Genomic DNA, 22,344 nt, shown 5'->3' on the forward strand with positions numbered 1-22,344 from the left:
AACCCCCATTTCTATGTAACCGGATTGCCGTATCGCGAATTCCATATATCGGCTGTTTTGATGGAATTCATGCGATCAATCTCTATTTTACCTGTTATTATGCTGAATGGAAGCGAATTTTTCTTATTTTATAAGCAAAAATCACATCTATTTTGATGAGAAGCTTCGTCCCCCTTGAAGTTGGTGTAAAATATTTGTGAAGGAGACGGAAATGCGAACAAGGAGCGGAAGGGAGGAAAACGATGCGGCAAACCATCAAGGAAAAACTGCCGTTCCTGCCCGATCAGCCCGGTTGTTATCTGATGAAAAACGAAGCCGGTGACATCATCTACGTCGGCAAGGCCAAAAGCCTGAAAAACCGGGTGCGATCGTATTTCACCGGCAGTCATGATGCCAAGACCCAACGGTTGGTCTCGGAGATCGCCGATTTTGAATATATCGTGACGGGGAGCCCGATCGAGGCGCTCATCTTGGAGTGCAACCTGATCAAGAAGCATCGTCCCCGTTACAACGTCATGCTTAAAGATGACAAATCCTATCCGTATATCCGATTGACGAAGGAACGGCACCCCCGTTTGGAAGTCACACGCCGGGTACGGAAAGACGGATCCAAATATTTCGGCCCGTACCCGAACGCGGGAGCGGCACAACAGACAAAAAAGCTGCTGGACAAGTTGTATCCGCTCAGAAAATGTAAAACGCTGCCCAAGCGTGTCTGTCTGTATTACCATTTGGGGCAGTGTCTGGCGCCTTGCGAGTACCCGGTCGACCCTCGTCAGTATGAGGAGATGACAGCGCAGATCGTCCGTTTCTTAAACGGGGGGTACCAAGAGGTACAACGTGATCTGCGGCGCAAAATGGAAGAGGCAGCCGAATCGCTGGATTTCGAGCGGGCCAAGGAGTATCGGGATCTGATTCGGCATATCGAGACGATCATGGAGAAACAGACGATCACGTTCCAGGACCATGTGGACCGGGATGTGTTCGGGTACGCCCACGACAAAGGGTGGATGTGCGTACAGGTGTTTTTCGTCCGTCAAGGCAAACTGATCGAACGGGACGTATCCATTTTTCCGCATTACAATGAACCGGAGGAAGATTTTCTTTCGTTTGTCACGCAGTTTTACCATGACAACCCGGCACTTCCCAAGGAGATTTTCCTGCCGGTCGAAGTTGACCCCGAGTGGTTGCGCGAATGGTTGAACGGCGTTCATGTCCATGTTCCGCAACGGGGACTGAAGCGAAAGCTGGTTGAGATGGCGCAGGAGAACGCACGGATCGCTCTGGAAGAGCGGTTCCGACTGATGGAGCGGGATGAAGAGCGGACGCAGCGAGCGATCCGACAGCTGGGTGAAGCACTCGGGATCGGTGTGCCGCGACGGATCGAAGCGTTCGACAACTCCAACATCCAGGGAACTGATCCCGTTTCGGCGATGGTAGTATTTCTTGACGGCAAACCTGCCAAGCAGGAATACCGCAAATTCAAGATCCGTACGGTGGACAAACCGGATGACTACGAAACCATGCGTGAGGTGATTCGTCGCCGGTACACACGGGTGTTGAAAGAGGATCTGCCGTTACCTGACTTGATCCTTGTCGACGGCGGTCGCGGGCAGATGGCGGCGGCACGGGATGTGTTGGAAAATGAATTGGGTTTGTATATCCCCGTCGGTGGGATGGTGAAAGACGATCGGCACCGGACTGCGAGATTGTTGGCGGGTGATCCTCCTGAACCGGTCGATTTGCCCAGAGGTAGCCAGGAATTTTATTTGCTGCAGCGAATTCAGGAAGAGGTTCATCGATTTGCTGTCGCGTTTCACCGAAAAACTCGTGCCAAGACAGCATTTCGCTCTAAACTGGACGACATTCCGGGTGTGGGGGAAAAACGAAAACAGATGCTGTTCCGCCATTTCGGCTCGATTGAAAACATGAAAAATGCCACAGTCGAAGAATACCGAAAAGCGGGGATCGGCGACAAACTGGCACGCACCATCATTCAGGCGTTGCGGCAAGACGAGGAATCGGAACATGATGCGATTACGCAATGACCGAGGTACGAGCGTGATCGTGCTTGCCGGCGGCGCTTCCTCCCGTATGGGTACGGACAAAGCGATGCTGCCGATCGAAGGAGTCCCCGTCATCCGCCACATCGTGGAGAAATTGAGCCCCATCGGACCGGTGATGGTAGTAACAAACCATCCCGAGCGGTATCGCTGGCTGGAGGTGCCCATGGTGAAGGACCGTGAACAGGGCAAGGGGCCGCTCGCGGGTTTGCATGCGGGTTTGTCGGTGTCTGTGAGCGAAACCAATCTCGTCGTGGCTTGCGACATGCCGTTCGTCTCACGGAGAGCGGCTGTATGGTTGTTGTCCAGATTGGGGAATGCCTTTGCTTGTGTGCCCACGCTGGGGGGGCGGCCGCATCCGTTGTTTGCAGTGTATCGAAAGTCATGCTTGTCCGCGTTGGCGCGATGTTTGCGCGAGGGAAAATTGCAGGTTCGCCGGTTCTTGTCGGAGGTGCCGACCCGTTTTGTATCCCTGGAAGAAGCGGGTCTGGGTGAAGAGGCGGAACTTTGCGTCTGGAATATGAACCGTCCGGAGGATTATCATCAGGCGTTGCATATGGCGCAAGCAGAGAGCTCTTTCGCGGATAAACGGGATGACGGCCCGTCCGAAAAGTGATCATTCCCCCCGCGGCGGGTTCAATATCAATTGACTTAATGTGATTAGCGACTTTATCGTCATCCGTGGATCAGATCACTCGCTTATTCCGTACGGGGTTTCCCGGGATCGCATGCAGGTGGTTCGACACGGGTCACTTGGGCCAATTTGTGAAGATAGTAGCATTCTTCGCGGAACATGTGATCCGGGATCAGTGCCGGTATGGCGTCCAGTACGGTATGATGCAATTCCATCTCTTCCAGTTCAAGCAAAAAAGCTTGGAACAGGCGGATCTCCATCTCCACTTCGTGATTGAACCGGGAAAGGGCGGGGAAATCGCGGAGACACGTCCGCAAATAGCCGGCCATCTCCAGCGCTTTGAGATAATAGGCGTCAAAATGCCTGACAAAATCTCGGCTTTTTTTCTTCAGTCGCCGTTCCACCCCGTCCAGTCTCCCGTCCAACGCATTTGCATGTCCGGCGGCATCCGGTAACCAAACGAGATGGTGATGGATCGGATGAAGCGGGGGAGGCGGTTCTTTTTTTTGGAGATAATGGAGAATACGGAGATATTCCTCCACTTCATTCACCATGTGATTGAGAAATGTGGGAGTCATGCCCAGTGCGATTTCGCCGATCAGGTGACGTTGGAGCAAATGCAGTTTAAACGTCCGAATATCTGATGCGGCCCGACAAGCCAGACGGCTGAATTCAGCAGGGTCGGTATCCGCCGGACGACGTGCTTGGTTCAGCAAAGCGTCCATCCGCTCGATGAAGAATTCGGCTCGACGCACTTCTTTTTTCTCCCGGGGGGACAGGTTGTCCGTCAGAAATCGTGCGTGATCCCCCAACACCTGCAGCCAAAAACGATGTTCCCACCAGGCCGACCTCGTCCATTCCCCATGACCCATCTGAAATCCTCCTTTCTCAGCCAACATATGTGTTGAGAGGCTTGGGTCATACCGGATCGGTTTCATCCAGGTGGAAGATCAGGTACAATCAGAGTACTTGGGCCGAAATGATGGGAGGATGTAGGATGGCAGAACGGAAACGCCAACGCCTGGACAAAATCTTGTCCAACATGGGGTACGGTACGCGTAAGGAAATCAAGAAACTGATCAAAGCGGGATATGTGACCGTCAACGGTGAATGGGCGGATGATCCTGGCATGCATGTTGATCCGGATAATGATGTAATTGAAGTGGATGGCGAACGTGTCATCTATCGTCGGTATATCTATTTGATGATGAACAAGCCGCAGGGGGTGCTGTCCGCCACCGAGGATCGAGAAAGCGCGGTGGTGGTGGATTTACTGCATCCTGAGCACGCCTTTTTTGAGCCGTTTCCGGTAGGCAGGCTGGATAAGGACACGGAGGGCCTGCTGTTGTTGACCAATGACGGCAAACTGGCGCACCGGCTGCTGTCTCCAAAAAAGCACGTACCGAAGACGTATTACGCGGAAGTGGAAGGAGCGGTGACCGATGCCGATGTCAAAGCGTTCGCCCGTGGCGTAACATTGGACGATGGTTACCGCACCCTGCCCGCCGAACTGAAAGTGTTGCAATCGGGTCCGAAATCCGAAGTGGAACTGACCATATACGAAGGCAAATACCATCAGGTGAAACGCATGTTCCAGGCGGTGGGAAAGCGCGTCACCTATTTGAAACGCATCGCCATGGGACCGTTGCCGTTGGACCCGAGTTTGGATCCGGGAGAGTACCGTGAGTTGACCGAAGAGGAAGTCGCGGCGCTGAAAGGAGCGGAATCCGGCTCTCCGGCGTGAGAAAGGGGAGGCCGTCTCACCAAAAGAGTTTGTATAAACATGCAACAAAGTGATTGGCAAAATCCCCATTTTGTGTTACAATGCATGAAAACCTTGAAAACAACTGAATCCAAAAGTTTTCCTCACTGCACACATGTGGAGTAGAGGTCGCGGAGCTTCAAGAGTACCTGTCGGGAGGGCCGGTCCCCGACGATCGGCAGGGAAAGGGGAGTCCGCCGAAGTTTCTCTCCTTGCCGGGAGGGGAGGAGCTGGGGTTGTCGCCGAACAGGGGCAACACTGTCACGGGAACATATCGCGTCCCGTGGAGCACTATCTCACAGGGGACAGGTGAGGCTGGACTTGCCGCGTGCATACACAAGGCGACAGCTGTCATCTCCGCTGTCGCCTTTTTGTATACCGCGCATCCCCTGCAATCACGAAAGGCGGGAGAGGAGCCGATTGATACGATGGGTATTGTAGTACAAAAATTTGGCGGGACATCTGTAGGCAGTATCGAACGGATTCGCAATGTGGCACGAAGAATCAGGGAAGTGCATTCCCAAGGGCACGAGGTGGTGGTCACCGTCTCGGCGATGGGCAAACAGACGGACGAGCTGGTGGCGCTGGCGGGGCAAATCACTGACGACCCGTCCCCGCGGGAAATGGACATGTTGCTGACGACGGGCGAGCAGATTTCGATTGCTCTTTTGACCATGGCGTTGCACGAATTAGGCTTGCCCGCGCGTTCTTTCACCGGATGGCAGGCGGGTATGGTGACGGATGCCGTACACGGGAAAGCCCGCATCAAGCGGATCGACACGGAGAAGATTCGTCAATGTTTGGATCGCGGCGAAATCGTTGTCGTTGCCGGATTTCAGGGAATCAGTGAGGACGGGGAGATCACCACGCTGGGGCGCGGAGGCTCGGATACAACCGCTGTGGCGTTGGCTGCGGCGTTGTCTGCGGATTATTGCGAGATCAATACAGACGTGACTGGCGTGTTTACGACTGATCCGCGTATTGTCCCGCAAGCGCGGAAATTGGATGAAATCTCGTTCGATGAAATGCTGGAGCTGGCTAATCTGGGAGCGGCAGTTCTCCATCCCCGCTCCGTTGAGTGCGCCATGAAACACAATGTGCCGTTGGTGGTCCGTTCCAGCTTTACCGAGGAACCGGGAACTTGGGTAAAGGAGAGTGTCACAATGGAAGATACGTTGCAAGTGCGCGGCATTGCCTACGATCTCAACGTCGCCCGGATCAAGGTGTTGGGCTTGCCTAACCGGGTGGAGACGCTGTCCCGGTTGTTCGGTCTTTTGGCCGACGCCCACATCAATGTGGACATGATTGTGCAGAGCGAACATGACGCTGAAGTAGTCGATGTGGCTTTCAGTGTGGGCGAAGACGAATGGAAGCAGGCAAGGAACGTGATCGAGCAGAATCGCGAGACACTGGGATACGTCAAATTGATCTCGGAAACGGGATTGGCCAAGGTATCCGCAGTGGGTGCGGGCATGGTCACCAACCCGGGTGTGGCGGCACGGATGTTTACGGCTTTGACGGATGCGGGTATCCGGATCAAAATGGTAAGCACATCCGAAATCAAAATTTCTTGCGCGATTGCGCGGGAACGCGCGAAAGATGCGGTTCGTGCATTGCATACCGCATTTGGTTTGGATGTGAATATACAACAAGAAGTAACGTCTCCTGCGGGTGTGTGATGAAGTTCGGGCGGAGCGATGACTTGCATCCGGCAACAGGTACCGGACGGTGTCCGATATCTGCCGGAAAGGGTAGCCTGTTTCTCACAAGCGACCTTTGAGCTGAAGCGACACGGGATCACCCGAATCTAAAGCGTGTTTGTCAAATGGTGAAAAGGGAGAACCCTTTCCCCAGAAAGTGACTTCACCACGTGGGGAACAAGGTGGGGAAAGGGTTTTCGTAGAGTTACCGCTTTTTGCACTATTGATATACCAGACATGCGGTTAGTCGGATTTCAATCGGAAACATCATGACTTTTTTCTGACATCCCAACGTGAAAAGGGGATCGGAGGTTGGTGTGATCACGGGGCTTTACCCGTAGGTCACTCGACCTATCCGGTTTCTACTTTCGTTGGGATGTATTCATTTGTGAAATAAATTGAAAATTGGGTAGAGATGAAGGATTTTTTCTATTGAGACGGAATATAGTTAAAGGGACAGTATAGGTCATTCGCCCAGGTGCGGACAGGTTGTTCATTGTTTTCTTGTTATCCATCCTAATCGGAACGGGTGATCCGTTCGAGATTGCAAGATTCAAGGGGGTCTGTCTATGAAAAGATGGGTGGCAACAACAACCGCAATCCTCATGGTACTCAGCATGGTGTTGCTGGCTGCTTGCGGTAAGGGCGACAGCAACGCCATGGCGGAAAAACAGGTACTTAACGTAGGTTACATCGTCAGCGAACCACCTGCGCTCGACCCGTTAAAAGCCACGGACGATCAGTCGGGTTTGATTCTTCGTCATATCATGGAAGGGCTGGTTCGTGTCGACAAGAACGGTAAAGTGGAGCCGGGTATGGCCACCAATTGGGATGTCATGGACGGCGGGAAGAAAATCGTCTTTCACCTCCGGGACGCCAAATGGTCCAACGGTGATCCGGTGACCGCCCATGACTTCGAATTTGCTTGGAAGCGCCTGCTCGATCCGAAAAATGCGGCTGAGTACGCCTATCAGCTGTTTTATCTGAAAAACGGGGAAGCGTACAATTCCGGTAAAGCCAAAGCGGAGGATGTGGGCGTCAAGGCACTGGATGACAAAACACTGGAAGTGACTTTGGAAGCGCCGGTACCGTATTTCGTGACGCTTACCTCATTTTATCCGTTTTTTCCGGTGAACAAAAAAGTAGTGGAAAAGGACCCGAATTGGGGAACGAATGCTAAAACCTACGTCAGCAACGGACCGTTCCTGCTCAAAACGTGGGTGCATGATAAAAAAGTGGAGATTGTGAAAAACCCGAATTACTGGAACGCCAAACGCATCAAACTGAGCCAGATCAACTTCCCGTTTGTCGGGGAAGAACAGACCGAGTACCAGATGTATGTCTCCGGATCCCTGGACATCAACCGAAACGTGCCCAACGATTTGGCACCGAAACTGATCAAAGAGAAAAAGGCGAAGGTCAACAAAGATCCATCCATGTATTTTTACGTGTTCAACACCAAGAAAAAACCGTTTGACAACGTGAAAATCCGCAAAGCCTTCTCTTTGGCCATCGACCGGGAAGCGATCGTGAAGGATGTCCTCGGTCAGGGACAAACGCCGGCCACCGGTTGGGTACCGTGGGGCATCCCGGACTTTGCGCAAAACAAGGAGTGGGTCCAAACCCATGACCCGTACATCCAACCCAAAGCCAATCCGGCCGAAGCCAAAAAGCTGCTGCAGGAAGGTATGAAGGAAGCGGGCATCTCGAAACTGCCGGAGATCACCATCTCGTACAACACTAATGATGGGCACAAAAAGATCGCCGAAGCGGTCCAGCAAATGTGGAAGCAAAATCTGGGTGTCAACGTGAAGCTGGCCAACATGGAGTGGAAAGTGTTCCTGGATAACCTGACTCAAGGCAACTTCCAGGTCGCCCGTTACGGTTGGTACCCAGACTACATCGACCCGATGACGTTCATCGATCTGTGGGTGACCGGTGGCGGCAACAATCACGCCAAATACAGCAACCCGCAATATGATGCGTTGATCAAGCAGGCAAAATCGACGGACGATCAGAAAGTGCGGATGGAAGCGATGCACAAGGCGGAAGAGATGCTCGCTCGGGATATTCCGGTTACTCCGATTTACAACTACACGAGAGTCTACCAGATCAAAGATTACGTCAAAGGCTTCTATCAGGAGATGGATGGCCAGTTCAATTTCCTGGATACCTATCTGACCGAAAAATAAACCGGATAGGGACCACAGTCCGGAGGGTCACCTGCAATGGGTGGCCTTCCTATTCTTTTCATTTAGAACGGTAGAGGTGGTGGACGCATGCTTCGCTATCTGGGACAACGCTTTGTGATGATGTTGATTTCCCTGTGGTTGATCGCCACGTTGACATTCATGATGATGCTGGCAGTGCCGGGCGATCCGTTCACCGGTGAGAAAAAATTGCCACCGGAAACCCTGAAAAATCTCAAGGCGGCGTATCATTTGGACAAGTCGTACCCGGAGCAGTATCTCTACTATATGAAAAACCTGGTGATGATGGATCTCGGTCCCTCGATCAAATACACCACCCGCACGGTCAACGAAATTATCAGCGAAGGATTTCCCGCATCCGCCCAGTTGGGGGTGCAAGCGATCATCTTGTCGCTGATCCTTGGTTTGACGTTGGGGGCGATTGCCGCGCTCCGGCAGAATCGCATCCCGGATTATACGGCCACCGTGATCGCTGTATTGGGTGTGTCGATTCCCAGCTTCGTCATGGCACCAATTTTGCAAAAATATCTGGGTCTGGAGTGGGAACTGCTCCCGATCGCAACCTGGGAGGGGTTTGAATACAGCATCATGCCGACGATCGCGTTGGCCGTACTGCCGTTGGCGATGGTCACACGGCTGATGCGTTCCAGCATGCTGGAGGTGTTGAATCAGGATTACATCCGAACAGCCCGCTCCAAAGGATTGTCCCCTAGACGTGTCATTATCCACCATACTTTGCGCAATGCCATCTTGCCGGTTGTGACCATCATGGGGCCGCTGACTGCGGGTATTTTGACCGGCAGTTTCGTCATCGAGAAGATCTTCTCCATCCCCGGCATCGGGAAATACTTTGTCGACAGCGTGACCAACCGTGATTACCCGGTGATCATGGGGATCACGATCTTCTATTCCGCCTTTCTCATCTTAATGAACTTTCTCGTCGACTTGATTTACGGTTGGATTGATCCGCGGATCAAAGTCGGACACAAGGAGGCGAACTGAGATGGCGATTCCGGCACAACGATTCGAACGTGTTCCCAAACGGTCCCAAGAGGCGGAAACGATCAAGCGGCCCAGCATCACCTATACCCAGGACGTCTGGCGGCGGCTGAAACAGAACAAACTGGCGATAGCCGGACTGGTGACGATCATTTTGCTTGCGGTGATGTCGATCATTGGTCCGCATTTATCTTCTTATTCGTACTATGAGCAGGATTTGGACGGAAAAAACATGGCGCCTTCGGGCGAACACTGGTTTGGTACCGATGATCTGGGGAGAGATGTCTTTGTCCGCACCTGGTACGGTGGGCGCATTTCACTGGAGATCGGACTGGCCGCAGCCTTGATCGACTTGTGCATTGGCGTGCTGTACGGTGGCATTGCCGGTTATCGCGGTGGCAAGGTGGACGAAGTGATGATGCGGATCGTGGACATTTTGTGGGGATTGCCGTATCTGCTCACCGTCGTGTTGCTATTGGTCGTGCTGGAGCCGGGTTTGGGCACCATCATCATTGCACTGACTGCGACGGGATGGCTCAATATGGCACGGTTGGTACGGGGTCAAGTGCTGCAGCTGAAACAACAGGAGTTCGTGTTGGCGGCACGTACCCTGGGAGCCGATACCAAGCGCCTCCTGTTCAAACATTTGATTCCCAACGCCATGGGACCCATCATCGTCATGCTGACGTTTACGGTGCCCAATGCCATTTTCGCTGAAGCCTTTCTCAGCTTTCTGGGGTTGGGCGTGCAGGCCCCGCAAGCCAGTTGGGGGACGATGATCAACGATTCGTTGGTCGTCATCTTTTCGGAAGATTGGTGGCGGCTGTTTTTCCCTGCCTTTTTCCTCAGCTTGACGATGTTGGCCTTCAACGTGTTCGGTGACGGTCTGCGTGACGCGCTCGATCCCAAGATGCGGAAATGAGGTGGATCAACGTGGCATTGTTGGAGATTCGCGATTTGCATGTGTCGTTTCACACCTATGCAGGAGAAGTACAAGCGGTCCGGGGTGTCAACCTGACGTTGGAAAAGGGAGAAGCATTGGCCATTGTCGGGGAGTCGGGCAGTGGCAAAAGCGTCACTGCACAGGCGATTATGCGCTTGATTCCTTCTCCGCCCGGCAAAATCAAGAGCGGTGAAATTCTTTTTGACGGGAAAAATCTGTTGAAGTTGACGGAAAAAGAGATGTTCCAGGTACGCGGCTCCGAGATCGGGATGATCTTTCAGGACCCGATGACATCGCTCAACCCGACGATGACAGTGGGTAAGCAGATCATGGAGGGGCTGATTTGGCACCAGCGCATTTCCCCTTCCGAAGCGCGCCAACGCGCAGTGGAAATGTTGCGTTTAGTGGGCATTCCCAGCCCCGAGACACGGATCAACAATTATCCTCACGAATTCAGCGGCGGGATGCGGCAACGAGCCATGATCGCCATCGCATTGGCCTGCAATCCGAAGATTTTGATCGCAGATGAGCCGACCACGGCATTGGACGTGACCATCCAAGCACAGATCATCGAACTGCTGAAGGAACTGCAAAAGAAAACGGACACCGCTGTCATTCTGATCACCCACGATTTGGGTGTGGTGGCGGAAATGGCGCAACGCGTGGCGGTGATGTACGGAGGCAAGGTGGTGGAGACGGGAACGGTGGAAGAGATCTTCTACAGGCCACGTCATCCATACACCTGGGGGTTGTTGGCTTCTATGCCTCGGCTGGATTTGGATCGGAAGCAGGAGTTGAAGCCAATCCCCGGGTCCCCGCCGGATCTGTTCGATCCGCCCAAAGGTTGCCCGTTTGCCGATCGTTGTCCGTACACGATGTATATTTGCAACGACGAGATGCCCGAGGTGAGTGAGGTATCCCAGACGCATCGCGTTAGTTGCTGGCTGGAACACCCAGAAGCACCGTCCGTCTCGCATGAACCGATCGTGCGCATTTCGTCCAAGTAAACATTGACAGAAATTTCGATCCATCGTATCATAAGCTTCAAATACGAATATCAGGAAACACCTTCTTATCCAGAGCGGCGGAGGGACTGGCCCGATGAAGCCCGGCAACCACCCCGTTTACCTGTGTGCACCAAAAACACACATCAAACGGCGGGGAATGGTGCCAATTCCTGCAGAACCGACAGGTTCTGAGAGATGAGAAGGGGGACGGACTGCGATGGCATGGGAGCAGACGACACCCTCTTCTGATCGAAGAGGGTGTTTCCTTTTAAAAAAGGAGAGAAAACGCGTGGTAACCAGCGTCGATACGGTGACAAAGAAAACGGTGGCCGTGGGGCCGGTAGCGTTGGAATGCGGGGAAACACTGCAGGATGTGCACATTGCGGTGGAGACGGTGGGAAAACTGTCGGTGGACCGGGACAACGTGGTATTGGTTTGTCACGCGTTGACAGGAGATGCGCATGCCGTCGGGGATGAACGGGACCCCGGCTGGTGGGACGGGTTGATCGGGCCCGGTCGCTACATCGATACCAACCGCTATTTTGTCGTCACCACCAATGTACTTGGCGGCTGTAATGGAAGTACGGGTCCGTCATCCATCAATCCGGCCACGGGGCGGCCTTATGGTTCGAGTTTTCCCCCGGTCACCATTCGGGATATGGTCCACGTGCAGTATCGTACCCTTCAGAAAATGGGCATCGATCGGGTTCATACCATCGTCGGCGGTTCCATGGGGGGAATGCAGGTACTGGAATGGGGCATCTTATACCCTGAAGCGGTGGAGAATTTGATCCCCATCGCCACCACAGCCGCGTTGTCCCCCATGGCCATCGCCTACAACGATATCGGGCGCCAAGCCATCATGTCCGATCCGGACTGGCAGGGAGGCGATTACTACCCGGGACCGGGGCCGAAAAAAGGTTTGGCTATCGCCAGGATGGTCGGAATGGTTACCTACCGAACGGACACGTTGTTCCATCAGCGGTTCCAACGCCGGCTGCAGACCAATGTACCGGAATGGTCCCGGGACGCGACATTTCAGGTGGAAAGCTATCTGCGTTATCAGGGAGAAAAACTGGTTAACCGGTTTGATGCCAACAGTTATTTGTGTCTGCTCAAAGCGATGGACACGCATGATGTGGGCAGGGGGCGCGGCGGAATGGCGGCCGCGCTGTCGAAGATTCGCTCCCGTGCGTTGATCATCGGCATTGAGGAGGATCGGTTGTTTCAAATTGAGGAGCAACGAACACTGTACCGGGAATTACGGGAGCAGGGAAAAGATGCACAGCTGTGGGAATTACGATCCCCGTACGGACATGATGCATTTTTGATCGAATACGAAAAGATGGGACCGGTAATCCGGGAATTTTTGGAGGGGTAGCATTCCGGGGAGAAGCTACCCCTTTCCTTGACGCTGTCGAACAATTGGGAGTACAATAAGGTTGTTCACAAAGTTGAAACCCCTTTCTATCCACTGGACCGCATTAGATCCAGTCCAAGGCATTTCGCCACACTTGTCGAAACGTTTGGGAAGCGGGTTGACATCACGGCTTGATCGCACTATCAAAGTCAATTTACAAGGGGTTATTGGAGGGCGCAAGATGAGCAATCACAGTAGTTTCTTCAACCGTCGGCTGCACTCGTTGCTGGGTGTCATTCCGGTGGGCTTTTTTTTGGTCGAGCACTTGTTGACGAACTATTTTGCGACCAGAGGCCCCGCCGTTTTCCAAGAAAAGGTGGAGTGGATCTGGCATCTGCCGTTCCTGCTCGCTCTGGAAACGGTGTTCATCTACCTGCCTTTGTTGTACCATGCGCTGTATGGTCTGCACATCGCGTTCCAGGCGAAAAATAACGTTGTGAATCACGGCACGTTCCGTAACTACATGTTTATGTTGCAACGCGTGACCGGCATCATCACACTGATTTTCGTGGGATGGCATGTATGGGAAACGAGGGTTCAGGTAGCCTTGCATGATTTGACGTCGCGTGAGTTGACAGTGATGATGCACCAGATTCTCAGCAATGACGTCAATTTTGCACTGTACTTGATCGGGGTCGTTGCTGCTGTTTTCCACTTCAGCAACGGGATCTGGTCGTTTTTGGTCAGCTGGGGCATTACGGTCGGACCGCGTGCACAGTATGTATCCACTTGGGTGTGCATGGCCCTTTTCGTGGTTGTGTCGTACATCGGCATCAGTGCCCTGTTCGCATTCCACAATCCGGAGTTTTTGAACCAGTTGGCGCAGCGTTAAAAGGGGGCAGTGTTCAATGAACGAGAAAATCATTATCGTGGGTGGCGGATTGGCCGGTCTGATGGCCGCCATCAAGACGGCGGAAGCGGGTGCCAATGTCGAGTTGTTTTCGCTTGTGCCCGTGAAACGTTCCCACTCGGTGTGTGCGCAGGGCGGGATCAACGGTGCGGTCAACACCAAAGGGGAAGGTGACTCGCCGTGGGAACACTTTGACGACACGATCTACGGCGGGGACTTTTTGGCCAACCAACCCCCGGTCAAAGCGATGTGTGAAGCAGCGCCGGGCATCATTTACCTGATGGACCGTATGGGAGTGCCGTTCAACCGAACGCCGGAAGGATTGATCGACTTCCGCCGATTCGGGGGTACCAAACACCACCGTACCGCTTATGCCGGGGCGACTACGGGGCAACAATTGCTCTATGCATTGGACGAGCAAGTTCGCCGCTGGGAAGTGGCCGGCCGGGTCACCAAGTACGAGCATTGGGAATTTCTGAAGGTGATCTTGGACGATGAAGGTCGTTGCCGCGGGATTGTGGCGCAAAACCTGCGTAGTCACGAGATCAAGGCCTTCCTGGCCGACGCTGTGATCTTGGCGACGGGCGGTTTGGGCATGATCTTCGGCAAATCGACCAACTCGATGATCAACACCGGTTCGGCGGCCAGTGCGGTGTATCAACAAGGTGCCTATTACGCCAACGGGGAGTTCATCCAAGTACATCCGACCGCGATCCCTGGCGATGACAAATTGCGCTTGATGTCCGAGTCCGCGCGGGGAGAAGGTGGTCGTGTCTGGACCTATAAAGACGGCAAACCGTGGTACTTCCTTGAGGAAATGTACCCGGCTTACGGTAACCTGGTACCGCGGGATATTGCCACGCGAGCCATCTTCAAAGTCTGCGTGGACATGAAGCTCGGGATCAACGGGGAAAACATGGTTTACCTTGATCTGTCCCACAAAGATCCCAAAGAGCTGGATATCAAATTGGGTGGTATCATCGAGATTTATGAGAAGTTCATGGGTGAAGACCCGCGTAAAGTACCGATGAAAATCTTCCCGGCAGTGCACTATTCGATGGGCGGACTGTGGGTCGACTACAATCAGATGACCAACATCCCCGGGCTGTTTGCCGCGGGCGAGTGCGAATATCAATACCACGGCGCCAACCGTCTCGGAGCCAACTCGCTACTGTCGTGCATCTTCGGCGGCATGGTGGCCGGACCCAAAGCGATCGAGTATGTGCGCGGATTGGAAAAATCGGCGGAAGACCTGCCGTCCACGCTGTATGAATCCATTGTCAAAGACGAGGAAGCCAAATACGAACAGCTGCTCAAGATGGATGGCACCGAAAACGCCTACAAACTGCATCAGGAGCTGGGTCAATGGATGACCGACAACGTGACGGTCGTTCGGTACAATGACCGCCTGTTGAAAACGGACGAGAAAATTCAAGAGCTGATGGAACGCTATCAAAACATCAATATGAGCGACACCAGCAAATGGAGCAACCAAGCCGTCTCCTTTACCCGCCAGTTGTGGAACATGCTGCAATTGGCCCGGGTGATTACGCTGGGAGCTTACCATCGAAATGAAAGCCGCGGTGCTCACTACAAACCCGAGTTCCCGGAACGGAACGACGAAGAGTGGCTGAAAACGACCAAGGCCAAATTCACCGAGGACGGACCGGCGTTCGAATACGAACCGGTTGACATCTCGTTGATCAAACCGCGTCCGCGCCGGTATGACGTGGCGAAAGAGGAGGCGGCGAAGAAATGAGTGAACAACAAACCGTACACCTGATCATCACCCGGCAAGACGGACCTGATTCCAAACCGTATAAGGAAGAGTTCCGTATCCCGTACCGGAAAAACATGAACGTCATTTCCGCGTTGATGGAAATCCAGCGCAACCCGGTCAATGCTGAAGGCAAGGAAACCACACCGGTCGTGTGGGAATCCAACTGTTTGGAAGAAGTGTGCGGGGCCTGCTCCATGGTGATCAACGGGCGTCCCCGACAAGCCTGCACCGCTTTGATCGATCACCTGGAACAACCGATCCGGATTGAGCCGATGCGCACCTTCCCGGTCGTTCGTGACCTGATCGTGGACCGGAGCCGCATGTTTGACGCATTGAAGCGGGTGAAAGCGTGGATCCCGATCGACGGTACTTACGACCTGGGGCCGGGTCCGCGCATTCCGGAAACGGTACGCCAATGGCGGTACGAGCTGTCCAAGTGCATGACCTGTGGGGTCTGTTTGGAAGCGTGCCCCAACGTCAACAGCAAATCCAAGTTTATGGGACCGTTCGTGGCTGGTCAGGTGGCATTGTTCAACTCGCATCCGACGGGTGAGATGAACAAGGATGAACGTTTGGAAGCGCTGATGGGTGAAGGCGGATTGCAGGAATGCGGCAACTCGCAAAACTGCGTGCAGTCCTGCCCCAAAGGCATTCCATTGACCACCGCTATCGCAAAAATGAACCGTGAAGGAACCAAAATGCTGTTCCGCAAATGGTTGTCGGTATAACAAGAAAACCACGGATCATTTCGATCCGTGGTTTTCTTTGGTGAGCGGTGGTTCAACTTCTTGGTCAATGAGGGCGTTGTCTGGAGAATAATGTCCACATTGCTTTCCCGGCTCGCTCCACCTGCGCCCTGCAGGGAAGCAGATGGTGACCGCTCCGACCCGATTAGCGCAGGGCGCGGGCAAATGACGCTTCGCTTTGAGAAAATTGCCCGCGATTACAATCCTGCGCTTTCCGGGTCTGCGCTCGGCCGGGGCTTGGTAGGTCGCTCGCCTAGGAACAACATTGCTCTCTTACTGAATGTCCAGACACCCTAGTCTCCGGAATACGCAAAACACCCCTTGACTGTATGGGTCAAGGGGTGTTTTGTTTCACCGGAACTGTGATTGGATCCATTCGACCAATTTCCAGAACCAATCAACCAACATGGCGAAGAAGCCTTGCGCTTCCTTGGAGTTGAGAACCTGCTGGAATTGATCCTGGAAGTTTTTCAGCTGGTTGGATACGTTGTCCCAGTTGATATTCAGATTGGACAAGTTTTGCGTGAATTGGGTGAGCTGGGTGATCTGTTGGTTGGTCAGGTTGATGTTGAGATCACCAGCCACATTGACGACGATGTCGCGGAATTCCTCCGGTGTCTGCGGTTGTTGTTTGGCCACTTCTTCTTTCAATTTCAACATGAATTGGGTCGCTTTTTCACTGCCGATCTGCTTGGCCAGGTCCGCAGTGCGCACGATTTCCTCGTTGGCAACTTGTTTTTGCTCTTCGCTGATCTTGGTACCGGTGGCCGCTTCAAACGCCTTGAGGATACCAGTCAGACCGGCCGTTCCCGACACCGGTTTCGGTGCGGTGACATACACGTCCGCATCTTTGACGCCTGCGGTGATCAAGGCGTTCGCGTACATCGCATTGGTAATCGTGGTAATGTTGTGCGTTTGCACCTTGATACCGGATCCGGCGTCGGTCAACGTGATTTTCGCGGAAGAGAGCGCCCGCGAACCGATGGTCGCTTTGCTCAAGTATTTTCCGAGGTATTGATGCTCTTCCGCATTGGTGACTTCAATGATCTTGACGTCATTGGGTACGTTCATTTCATTGAGAATGGCTTGGCGCTCCTGCTGAGTGAGGTCTTGTCCCAACGTGACGACTGTCTCTCCCACCACGGCGTCAGCAGACGCGACGGAGGGGAGAAACAAAGTGAATAAGAATACACTCAAAATGCCGAGGCCGATGTTTCTCAGCCAAGTTTTCTTCATGTGCGAAAAACCCCCTTCTCGTTATATATAGACGTAGTTTTCCCTGAAGATGTTTCACTCATGGATGATCTTACATAGAAAGGAATCATCAAGAACCTCCGGTTGCATAACGTTTTTGGATAAATGTTTTCATCATCGGCAGGAGATAATGGCTGCCGCCTCGATCCTTCACATCCTCCACAAACATGGTGGTGACAAGATCGGGTTGTTTTCCGGGTTTGCCGGTGATGGTGCACAACCATCCGTATTCCGTACCGTTTTTGTCGTCCTTGCTTTTTTTCAATTCGGCCGTCCCCGTTTTGGCCGCGATGCGAACCCCCGAAACGGCCAAACTGTGGCCGGTACCGTGGGGATCGTTGACGACGGAAGTCAAAAGATCACTGACTTGCTGAGCTACTCGCGGCTTGATGATATTTGCTTTCCACACTTTGGGCTGCACGGGCTGTTTTTCATCCATGATCAACACAGGTTGCATGATGTTCCCTTTGTTGGCAAACGCCGTGTACATCATGGCCATATGGAATGGACTTACTTCAATTTGTGCCTGTCCGTAGGAACTGTTGGCCAATTGCACCTCATTGTCGATTTTGCCGTTGGCGGCGATCTGAGAAGATTCGATCGGGTAGGGGAAAGGGATCTCCTTTTCAAAGCCGAACTTTTTCAAGTACAAGTTCATGTTGCGCGTGCCGATCATCAAGCCTGCCCGCGCGAAATAGATGTTGTCGGACCAAGCCAATCCTTTGCGCAGATCGATGGGACCACCCGGATTATCAACCCGCGTGATGTAAAAATCGCCCCAACCGGGCTTTTGCCATTTGCCAGCGGAAGTATCAAAGGTAGTGTTGGGCTTCACTCTCCCCGTATCCAACCCGATGGCCGCCACGATGCCTTTCATCGTGGAACCAGGCGTGTAGGTGTATTTGAACCGGCTCATCAGCGGCATGGTCGGGCCGTTGACCCGCTTCCATTCTGAAGCAGGAAACCCGTTGATGAACATATTGGGATCGTAGGAAGGTGCGCTCACCATGGCCAGCACTTCGCCCGTTTTCGGGTTGATGGCGACAGCGGCGCCTTTGTCCTTCCGTATACCATTGTACAGTTGGCGTTGTGTGTTCACATCGATGGTGAGACGAAAGCTCTTGCCATCTTGTCCCGGGCGTTGTGACAACACTTTTTTCGCTTGCCCGTTCGCATCGACGATCAGCAAACGATGTCCCTGGTGGGGACGCAAACGTTCTTCCAACACTTGCTCCAAACCGCGCAGACCGATCCAGTCGCCTTGCTCATATCCCTGGTTTTTGAGTTTCTTCAACTGTTCGGCGGAGATGGGGCGTATGTAACCGATCAAATGGGCGGCTGCCTCTTTTTGCGGGTAGACACGCTTACTCTCCATACGGATATCCACACCGGGGATCGCTTTCAACGCCGATATTTTCCCGCGGTCTTCCAGGTCCAACGTGCCCACTTCCACTCGATTCGATTGCTTCGACTTCAGTTTCCCGGCCAACTGGGCAGGGCTCAATCCCAATAGTTGGGCCAGCTGTTGCCTGGTTTTGGTGTCCGTGATTTGTTTGGAAAGAACCGTCACATGGTATTTGACTTGATTGATGGCGAGCGGTTCACCATTGCGGTCGTGGATCTCTCCTCTCAGATTTTCGTTGGTGCGCTCGATTTTGATCTGATCGTTTTCACCGAGTCCGGGGAGAAGGAGAGACGGTGTCCACTTGATTCGCCATCCGTTCTCTTCTTCCTTCACCCATTGCGCTGCCGATTGAAATGTCAGATCACCGAACATCTTGGTGGACCGGATCATCCGGAAGGGGATGACGTGTCCTTTTGGCTTGGCAGGATTCAGTTGAATCTTGGTCTGACCGATGGAGGAAGCTACTTGACGATGCTGCTTGACGAAATCCTGTTTGCTGATGCGCTTTTTGGATGTGGCACTCAGCAGGTCGTACATTTTTTCATAATGTCCTTGTTCCCACAATGATAGATAGTTTTTCATCACAGGCATGGGACCCGGGTCCGTTTCGCAACCGGACAGGAAACTGAACAAAAGGATGCAAATAATGATGGCGGAAAACATGTTGCGACGCATGTGTATACTGTTCACCTCCGACAGATGAAAATCAGGAAAGAGAAAGGGCGGCCGAATAGAACCGCCCTTGGTATAACGAGGTTAGACGAATACGGGGTCTTTGAATTGCGCCAGTTTCTCCAGTGCGCTTTTCTCCACGTCTTTATGCAGGCTGTTGCCATGGGCATCCATCGTGACGATGGCGGCAAAGTTTTGCACGCGGAGATGCCACATGGCTTCCGGTATGCCGAACTCCAGAAAATCGACACCTTCAACCCCTGTGATGCAGTCCGCATAGTATTGGGCGGCGCCGCCAATGGCATTCAGATAGACCGCCCCGTGTTCCTTCAGTGCAGCCAGTGTTTTTTCACCCATACCACCTTTTCCGATAACCGCACGGATGCCGAATTTGCGGATGATGTCCGCTTGATAGGGTTCCTCCCGGATGCTCGTAGTCGGACCGGCTGCCTTCACTTCCCAGGTGCCGTCTTTGTCTTTGAGCATCACCGGGCCGCAATGGTAGATCACGCCGCCGTTTAGATCCACTGGCGAATCGTGGTCGATCAGGTATTTGTGCAGGGCGTCCCGTCCGGTATGGATCAACCCGTTGAGGATGACGATGTCGCCTACACGCAGTTGTCGGATCTGTTCTTCTGTAATCGGCGTGGTGAGGGTGATTTCGCGATTACCTTTCTTTTCGCCGACCAATCCGGTCGTTGTGGATGCTGGAGTATCCTCCACTTCCGGAGCGTCGGTATACAGCCACCGTTTGATTTCGCCGGTATCGGGGTCCAGTACGACGCCTTGCCGACGAAACGCCCAACAATTGTAGGCAACGGAGACGAAAAAGCTGGCCGGAATCCGGTTGATGGCGCCGATCTTGCAACCCAACAGCGTGACAGCGCCGCCGAATCCCATCGTACCGATGCCCAGCTGGTTGGCCGCTTCCATGATATACGCCTCCAATTTGGCCAACTCAGGGTTGGGGTTGACGTCGTGTACCGGGCGGAACAGTTGCTCTTTGGCCAGTTGATATCCGGTCGTCCGGTCGCCGCCGATGCCCACGCCGATAAAACCGGCACTGCAACCTTGGCCTTGCGCTTGGTAGACGGCGTGCAGGATGCATTTGCGGATTCCATCCAAATCCCGTCCCGCTCGACCCAATCCTTCCAATTCACAGGGGAGGCTGTATTGAATGTTTTTGTTTTCACAACCGCCGCCTTTCAGGATCAGGCGAACCTCGATTTCGTCTTTTTCCCACTGTTCAAAATGAATCACCGGAATCCCCGGCCCCAGGTTGTCTCCGCTGTTTTTCCCAGTGAGCGAGTCCACGGAGTTGGGGCGCAGTTTGCCCAAGCGTGTCGCCTCGGCAATTGCTTCGTGGATCGCTTCCTTCATGCGGATTTGGTTGACACCGACGGGGACGCGAATCTCAAACGTTGGCATCCCGGTGTCCTGACAAATCGGGGAAACGTTTTCTTCCGCCATCCGAATATTGTCCGAGATGGTGGAGAGCGCCAAAGCTGCCCGTGTGCCGGCGTTTTCGCGCATTTTGGCACGTTGGATAGCGGCTCGCACATCCGGGGGCAGATTGGTCGAGGTTTCCGTGATCAGTTTTAACATGGATTCCTTGAATGCGCGCATGTTCGAAACCCCTTTTGCCTTGGATTTCTGCTTCCTTTCATCCAAATATATTTTGTTACTTGATCTGCACGGAATCAGCACCAAAGGTAAACCCTTTGGCCGCCGTGAGCTTCTCGCTTCATCTGGTGTGGCAGATTCACATCCATCCACGAAGGCTTCGCCCAAGCCATTTTTCGTTTTGTCTCACAAGATCTCGCTCGCATCGTAGTTTTCAGTGTTTCCGCACTCCACAGATTGATTGTATCAAAATTCGGTCGGACGTGCGAGAGGGCCAAAGCCGTTCCTCGTCCAATGATTCTATCATTCCAACCAGATAGAGTTGGGTTTTCTTTTCAAAAATAAAAGAGGACGCGTTTCTTCCCGTTTTGACACAGGGAGATGACGCGTCCCGAAACATGGACACCCTCTCAACGCTATGGCGGGCAGTAAACCGATTACATCAATCGGTTCCGTTCAGCGGCTTTGATAAAGCGTAGCTCTGATTCGATCAATCCGCACACACCGCACTGTACGCGGACTTTTTCACCACTATAGGGAATGTACAACGGATCGTCGGGACTGATACTACCCACGATCTCTCCCGTTTTCGGGTCCTTTTTCACCGATTGCACCACTTGTTCGATCACGTGAAACCGACTGCGGTTAGTGCCACACGAGGGACAAAGGTAAGGAGTTTCCATCCCCAACACCTCCTGTCCCCTAGTAGGCTGCCCGCTTTGCCGACGATCATACCTGTTCGGCTTCTTTGAATTCCACCCATTGATCAGCCCATTTTTCGATGGACTGGATGACGGGAGACAAGTCTTCTCCTTTGGGAGTCAGACTGTATTCGATCCTGACAGGTGTTTCCGGATACACTTTGCGTTCCAGAATGCCGTGTGCTTCCAGTTCCTTTAACCGTTCAGCCAGCATCCGTTCGCTCATTTGCGGAATCTGTTCACGGATGTCGCGAAAGCGTCGGGGGGCGTCCAACAATACGCGGATGATCAATCCGGTCCATTTTTTGGCCAGGATCTCCATCGCCGCCTCATATTTCGGACAGATGCAACGGTCTGCCATCGTTGGCTCACCTCACTTCTATTATTGTAACAGAGAGAAGCGAAAACGTCATTATATCGCGGTTTGATTCAGTTTATATAAAGAAGTAACATATTTTATATAAGTATAGCCAGAAACCCTCTAAGTTATCCACGTCCAGTTGAAAAGGGAAACACAAGAGTTTGCGAGAACTCAGTTTACTGTGTGTAACCGATCATTCGTCAGTCTGACGAAA

Annotated in this window: 18 protein-coding genes and 2 riboswitches; of the genes, 12 read left to right on the plus strand and 6 right to left on the minus strand. The window is 53.1% G+C overall.

Annotated features, from left to right (window positions below):
* Window positions 1-242 precede the first annotated feature (242 nt).
* Together uvrC and mobA are read left to right on the plus strand one after the other, a co-directional pair.
* Window positions 243-2,048 (plus strand): excinuclease ABC subunit UvrC, encoded by a 1,806-nt coding sequence (gene uvrC, locus KI215_RS04815; RefSeq protein ID WP_212774435.1) that lies wholly within the window; start codon window positions 243-245, stop codon window positions 2,046-2,048.
* Window positions 2,029-2,679, plus strand: coding sequence for a molybdenum cofactor guanylyltransferase (gene mobA / locus KI215_RS04820; RefSeq protein ID WP_212774436.1), 651 nt, complete (start codon window positions 2,029-2,031; stop codon window positions 2,677-2,679). Before uvrC ends, mobA begins: the two co-directional genes overlap by 20 nt.
* Window positions 2,680-2,762: 83 nt before the next feature.
* Here the strand turns inward: mobA and KI215_RS04825 are convergent, their stop codons facing one another.
* Complete coding sequence (locus tag KI215_RS04825) at window positions 2,763-3,569, minus strand: DUF2935 domain-containing protein (RefSeq protein WP_212774437.1); 807 nt, start codon at window positions 3,567-3,569, stop codon at window positions 2,763-2,765.
* Between the two features lie 125 nt (window positions 3,570-3,694).
* On the opposite strand from KI215_RS04825, the gene KI215_RS04830 reads away from it, so the two are divergent.
* The 10 genes from KI215_RS04830 (at window position 3,695) to sdhB (ending at window position 16,096) form a co-directional block, all read left to right on the plus strand.
* Complete coding sequence (locus KI215_RS04830; protein WP_212774438.1) at window positions 3,695-4,441, plus strand: pseudouridine synthase; 747 nt, start codon at window positions 3,695-3,697, stop codon at window positions 4,439-4,441.
* Between the two features lie 133 nt (window positions 4,442-4,574).
* Window positions 4,575-4,761: riboswitch (Lysine riboswitch) on the plus strand.
* A 126-nt stretch (window positions 4,762-4,887) separates the two neighbouring features.
* Window positions 4,888-6,138 (plus strand): aspartate kinase, encoded by a 1,251-nt coding sequence (locus KI215_RS04835; RefSeq protein ID WP_212775068.1) that lies wholly within the window; start codon window positions 4,888-4,890, stop codon window positions 6,136-6,138.
* 590 nt (window positions 6,139-6,728) lie between these two features.
* Complete coding sequence (locus KI215_RS04840) at window positions 6,729-8,351, plus strand: peptide ABC transporter substrate-binding protein (RefSeq protein WP_212774439.1); 1,623 nt, start codon at window positions 6,729-6,731, stop codon at window positions 8,349-8,351.
* An 87-nt stretch (window positions 8,352-8,438) separates the two neighbouring features.
* On the plus strand, window positions 8,439-9,371 hold the full coding sequence (locus KI215_RS04845; protein ID WP_212774440.1) for an ABC transporter permease: 933 nt from the start codon (window positions 8,439-8,441) through the stop codon (window positions 9,369-9,371).
* Between the two features lies 1 nt (window position 9,372).
* Complete coding sequence (locus KI215_RS04850) at window positions 9,373-10,290, plus strand: ABC transporter permease (protein ID WP_212774441.1); 918 nt, start codon at window positions 9,373-9,375, stop codon at window positions 10,288-10,290.
* Window positions 10,291-10,301: 11 nt separating this feature from the next.
* Complete coding sequence (locus KI215_RS04855; RefSeq protein ID WP_420830168.1) at window positions 10,302-11,318, plus strand: ABC transporter ATP-binding protein; 1,017 nt, start codon at window positions 10,302-10,304, stop codon at window positions 11,316-11,318.
* Window positions 11,319-11,380: 62 nt separating this feature from the next.
* Window positions 11,381-11,520: riboswitch (SAM riboswitch) on the plus strand.
* Between the two features lie 87 nt (window positions 11,521-11,607).
* Complete coding sequence (metX, locus tag KI215_RS04860) at window positions 11,608-12,699, plus strand: homoserine O-acetyltransferase MetX (RefSeq protein ID WP_246512200.1); 1,092 nt, start codon at window positions 11,608-11,610, stop codon at window positions 12,697-12,699.
* 220 nt (window positions 12,700-12,919) lie between these two features.
* The gene (locus KI215_RS04865) at window positions 12,920-13,570 is read left to right on the plus strand and encodes a succinate dehydrogenase cytochrome b558 subunit (protein ID WP_212774444.1); all 651 of its coding nucleotides are present in this window, start codon (window positions 12,920-12,922) and stop codon (window positions 13,568-13,570) included.
* Window positions 13,571-13,586: 16 nt separating this feature from the next.
* Window positions 13,587-15,347 carry a succinate dehydrogenase flavoprotein subunit gene (sdhA, locus tag KI215_RS04870; protein ID WP_212774445.1) on the plus strand — a complete coding sequence of 587 codons (1,761 nt, stop codon included), beginning with the start codon at window positions 13,587-13,589 and terminating at the stop codon, window positions 15,345-15,347.
* Window positions 15,344-16,096: a succinate dehydrogenase iron-sulfur subunit gene (sdhB, locus tag KI215_RS04875; RefSeq protein WP_212774446.1), complete on the plus strand. Its 753-nt coding sequence runs from the start codon at window positions 15,344-15,346 to the stop codon at window positions 16,094-16,096. Before sdhA ends, sdhB begins: the two co-directional genes overlap by 4 nt.
* A 369-nt stretch (window positions 16,097-16,465) precedes the next feature.
* Here sdhB and KI215_RS04880 read toward each other — a convergent pair whose 3' ends face one another.
* From KI215_RS04880 to KI215_RS04900, 5 genes are all read right to left on the minus strand, one after another.
* Window positions 16,466-17,350 (minus strand): DUF1002 domain-containing protein, encoded by an 885-nt coding sequence (locus tag KI215_RS04880; protein ID WP_212774447.1) that lies wholly within the window; start codon window positions 17,348-17,350, stop codon window positions 16,466-16,468.
* Between the two features lie 88 nt (window positions 17,351-17,438).
* Window positions 17,439-19,448, minus strand: coding sequence for a penicillin-binding transpeptidase domain-containing protein (locus tag KI215_RS04885; RefSeq protein WP_212774448.1), 2,010 nt, complete (start codon window positions 19,446-19,448; stop codon window positions 17,439-17,441).
* Window positions 19,449-19,529: 81 nt separating this feature from the next.
* The gene (locus tag KI215_RS04890; RefSeq protein WP_212774449.1) at window positions 19,530-21,071 is read right to left on the minus strand and encodes a fumarate hydratase; all 1,542 of its coding nucleotides are present in this window, start codon (window positions 21,069-21,071) and stop codon (window positions 19,530-19,532) included.
* A gap of 434 nt (window positions 21,072-21,505) precedes the next feature.
* A complete protein-coding gene (locus KI215_RS04895; RefSeq protein ID WP_212774450.1) occupies window positions 21,506-21,751 on the minus strand; it encodes a DNA alkylation repair protein in 246 nt (81 codons plus the stop codon).
* A 46-nt stretch (window positions 21,752-21,797) separates the two neighbouring features.
* Window positions 21,798-22,130: a winged helix-turn-helix transcriptional regulator gene (locus KI215_RS04900; protein WP_205493823.1), complete on the minus strand. Its 333-nt coding sequence runs from the start codon at window positions 22,128-22,130 to the stop codon at window positions 21,798-21,800.
* Window positions 22,131-22,344: the final 214 nt, after the last annotated feature.

Origin of the sequence: Polycladomyces abyssicola (assembly GCF_018326425.1) — a bacterium.
Lineage (GTDB): Bacteria > Bacillota > Bacilli > Thermoactinomycetales > JIR-001 > Polycladomyces > Polycladomyces abyssicola.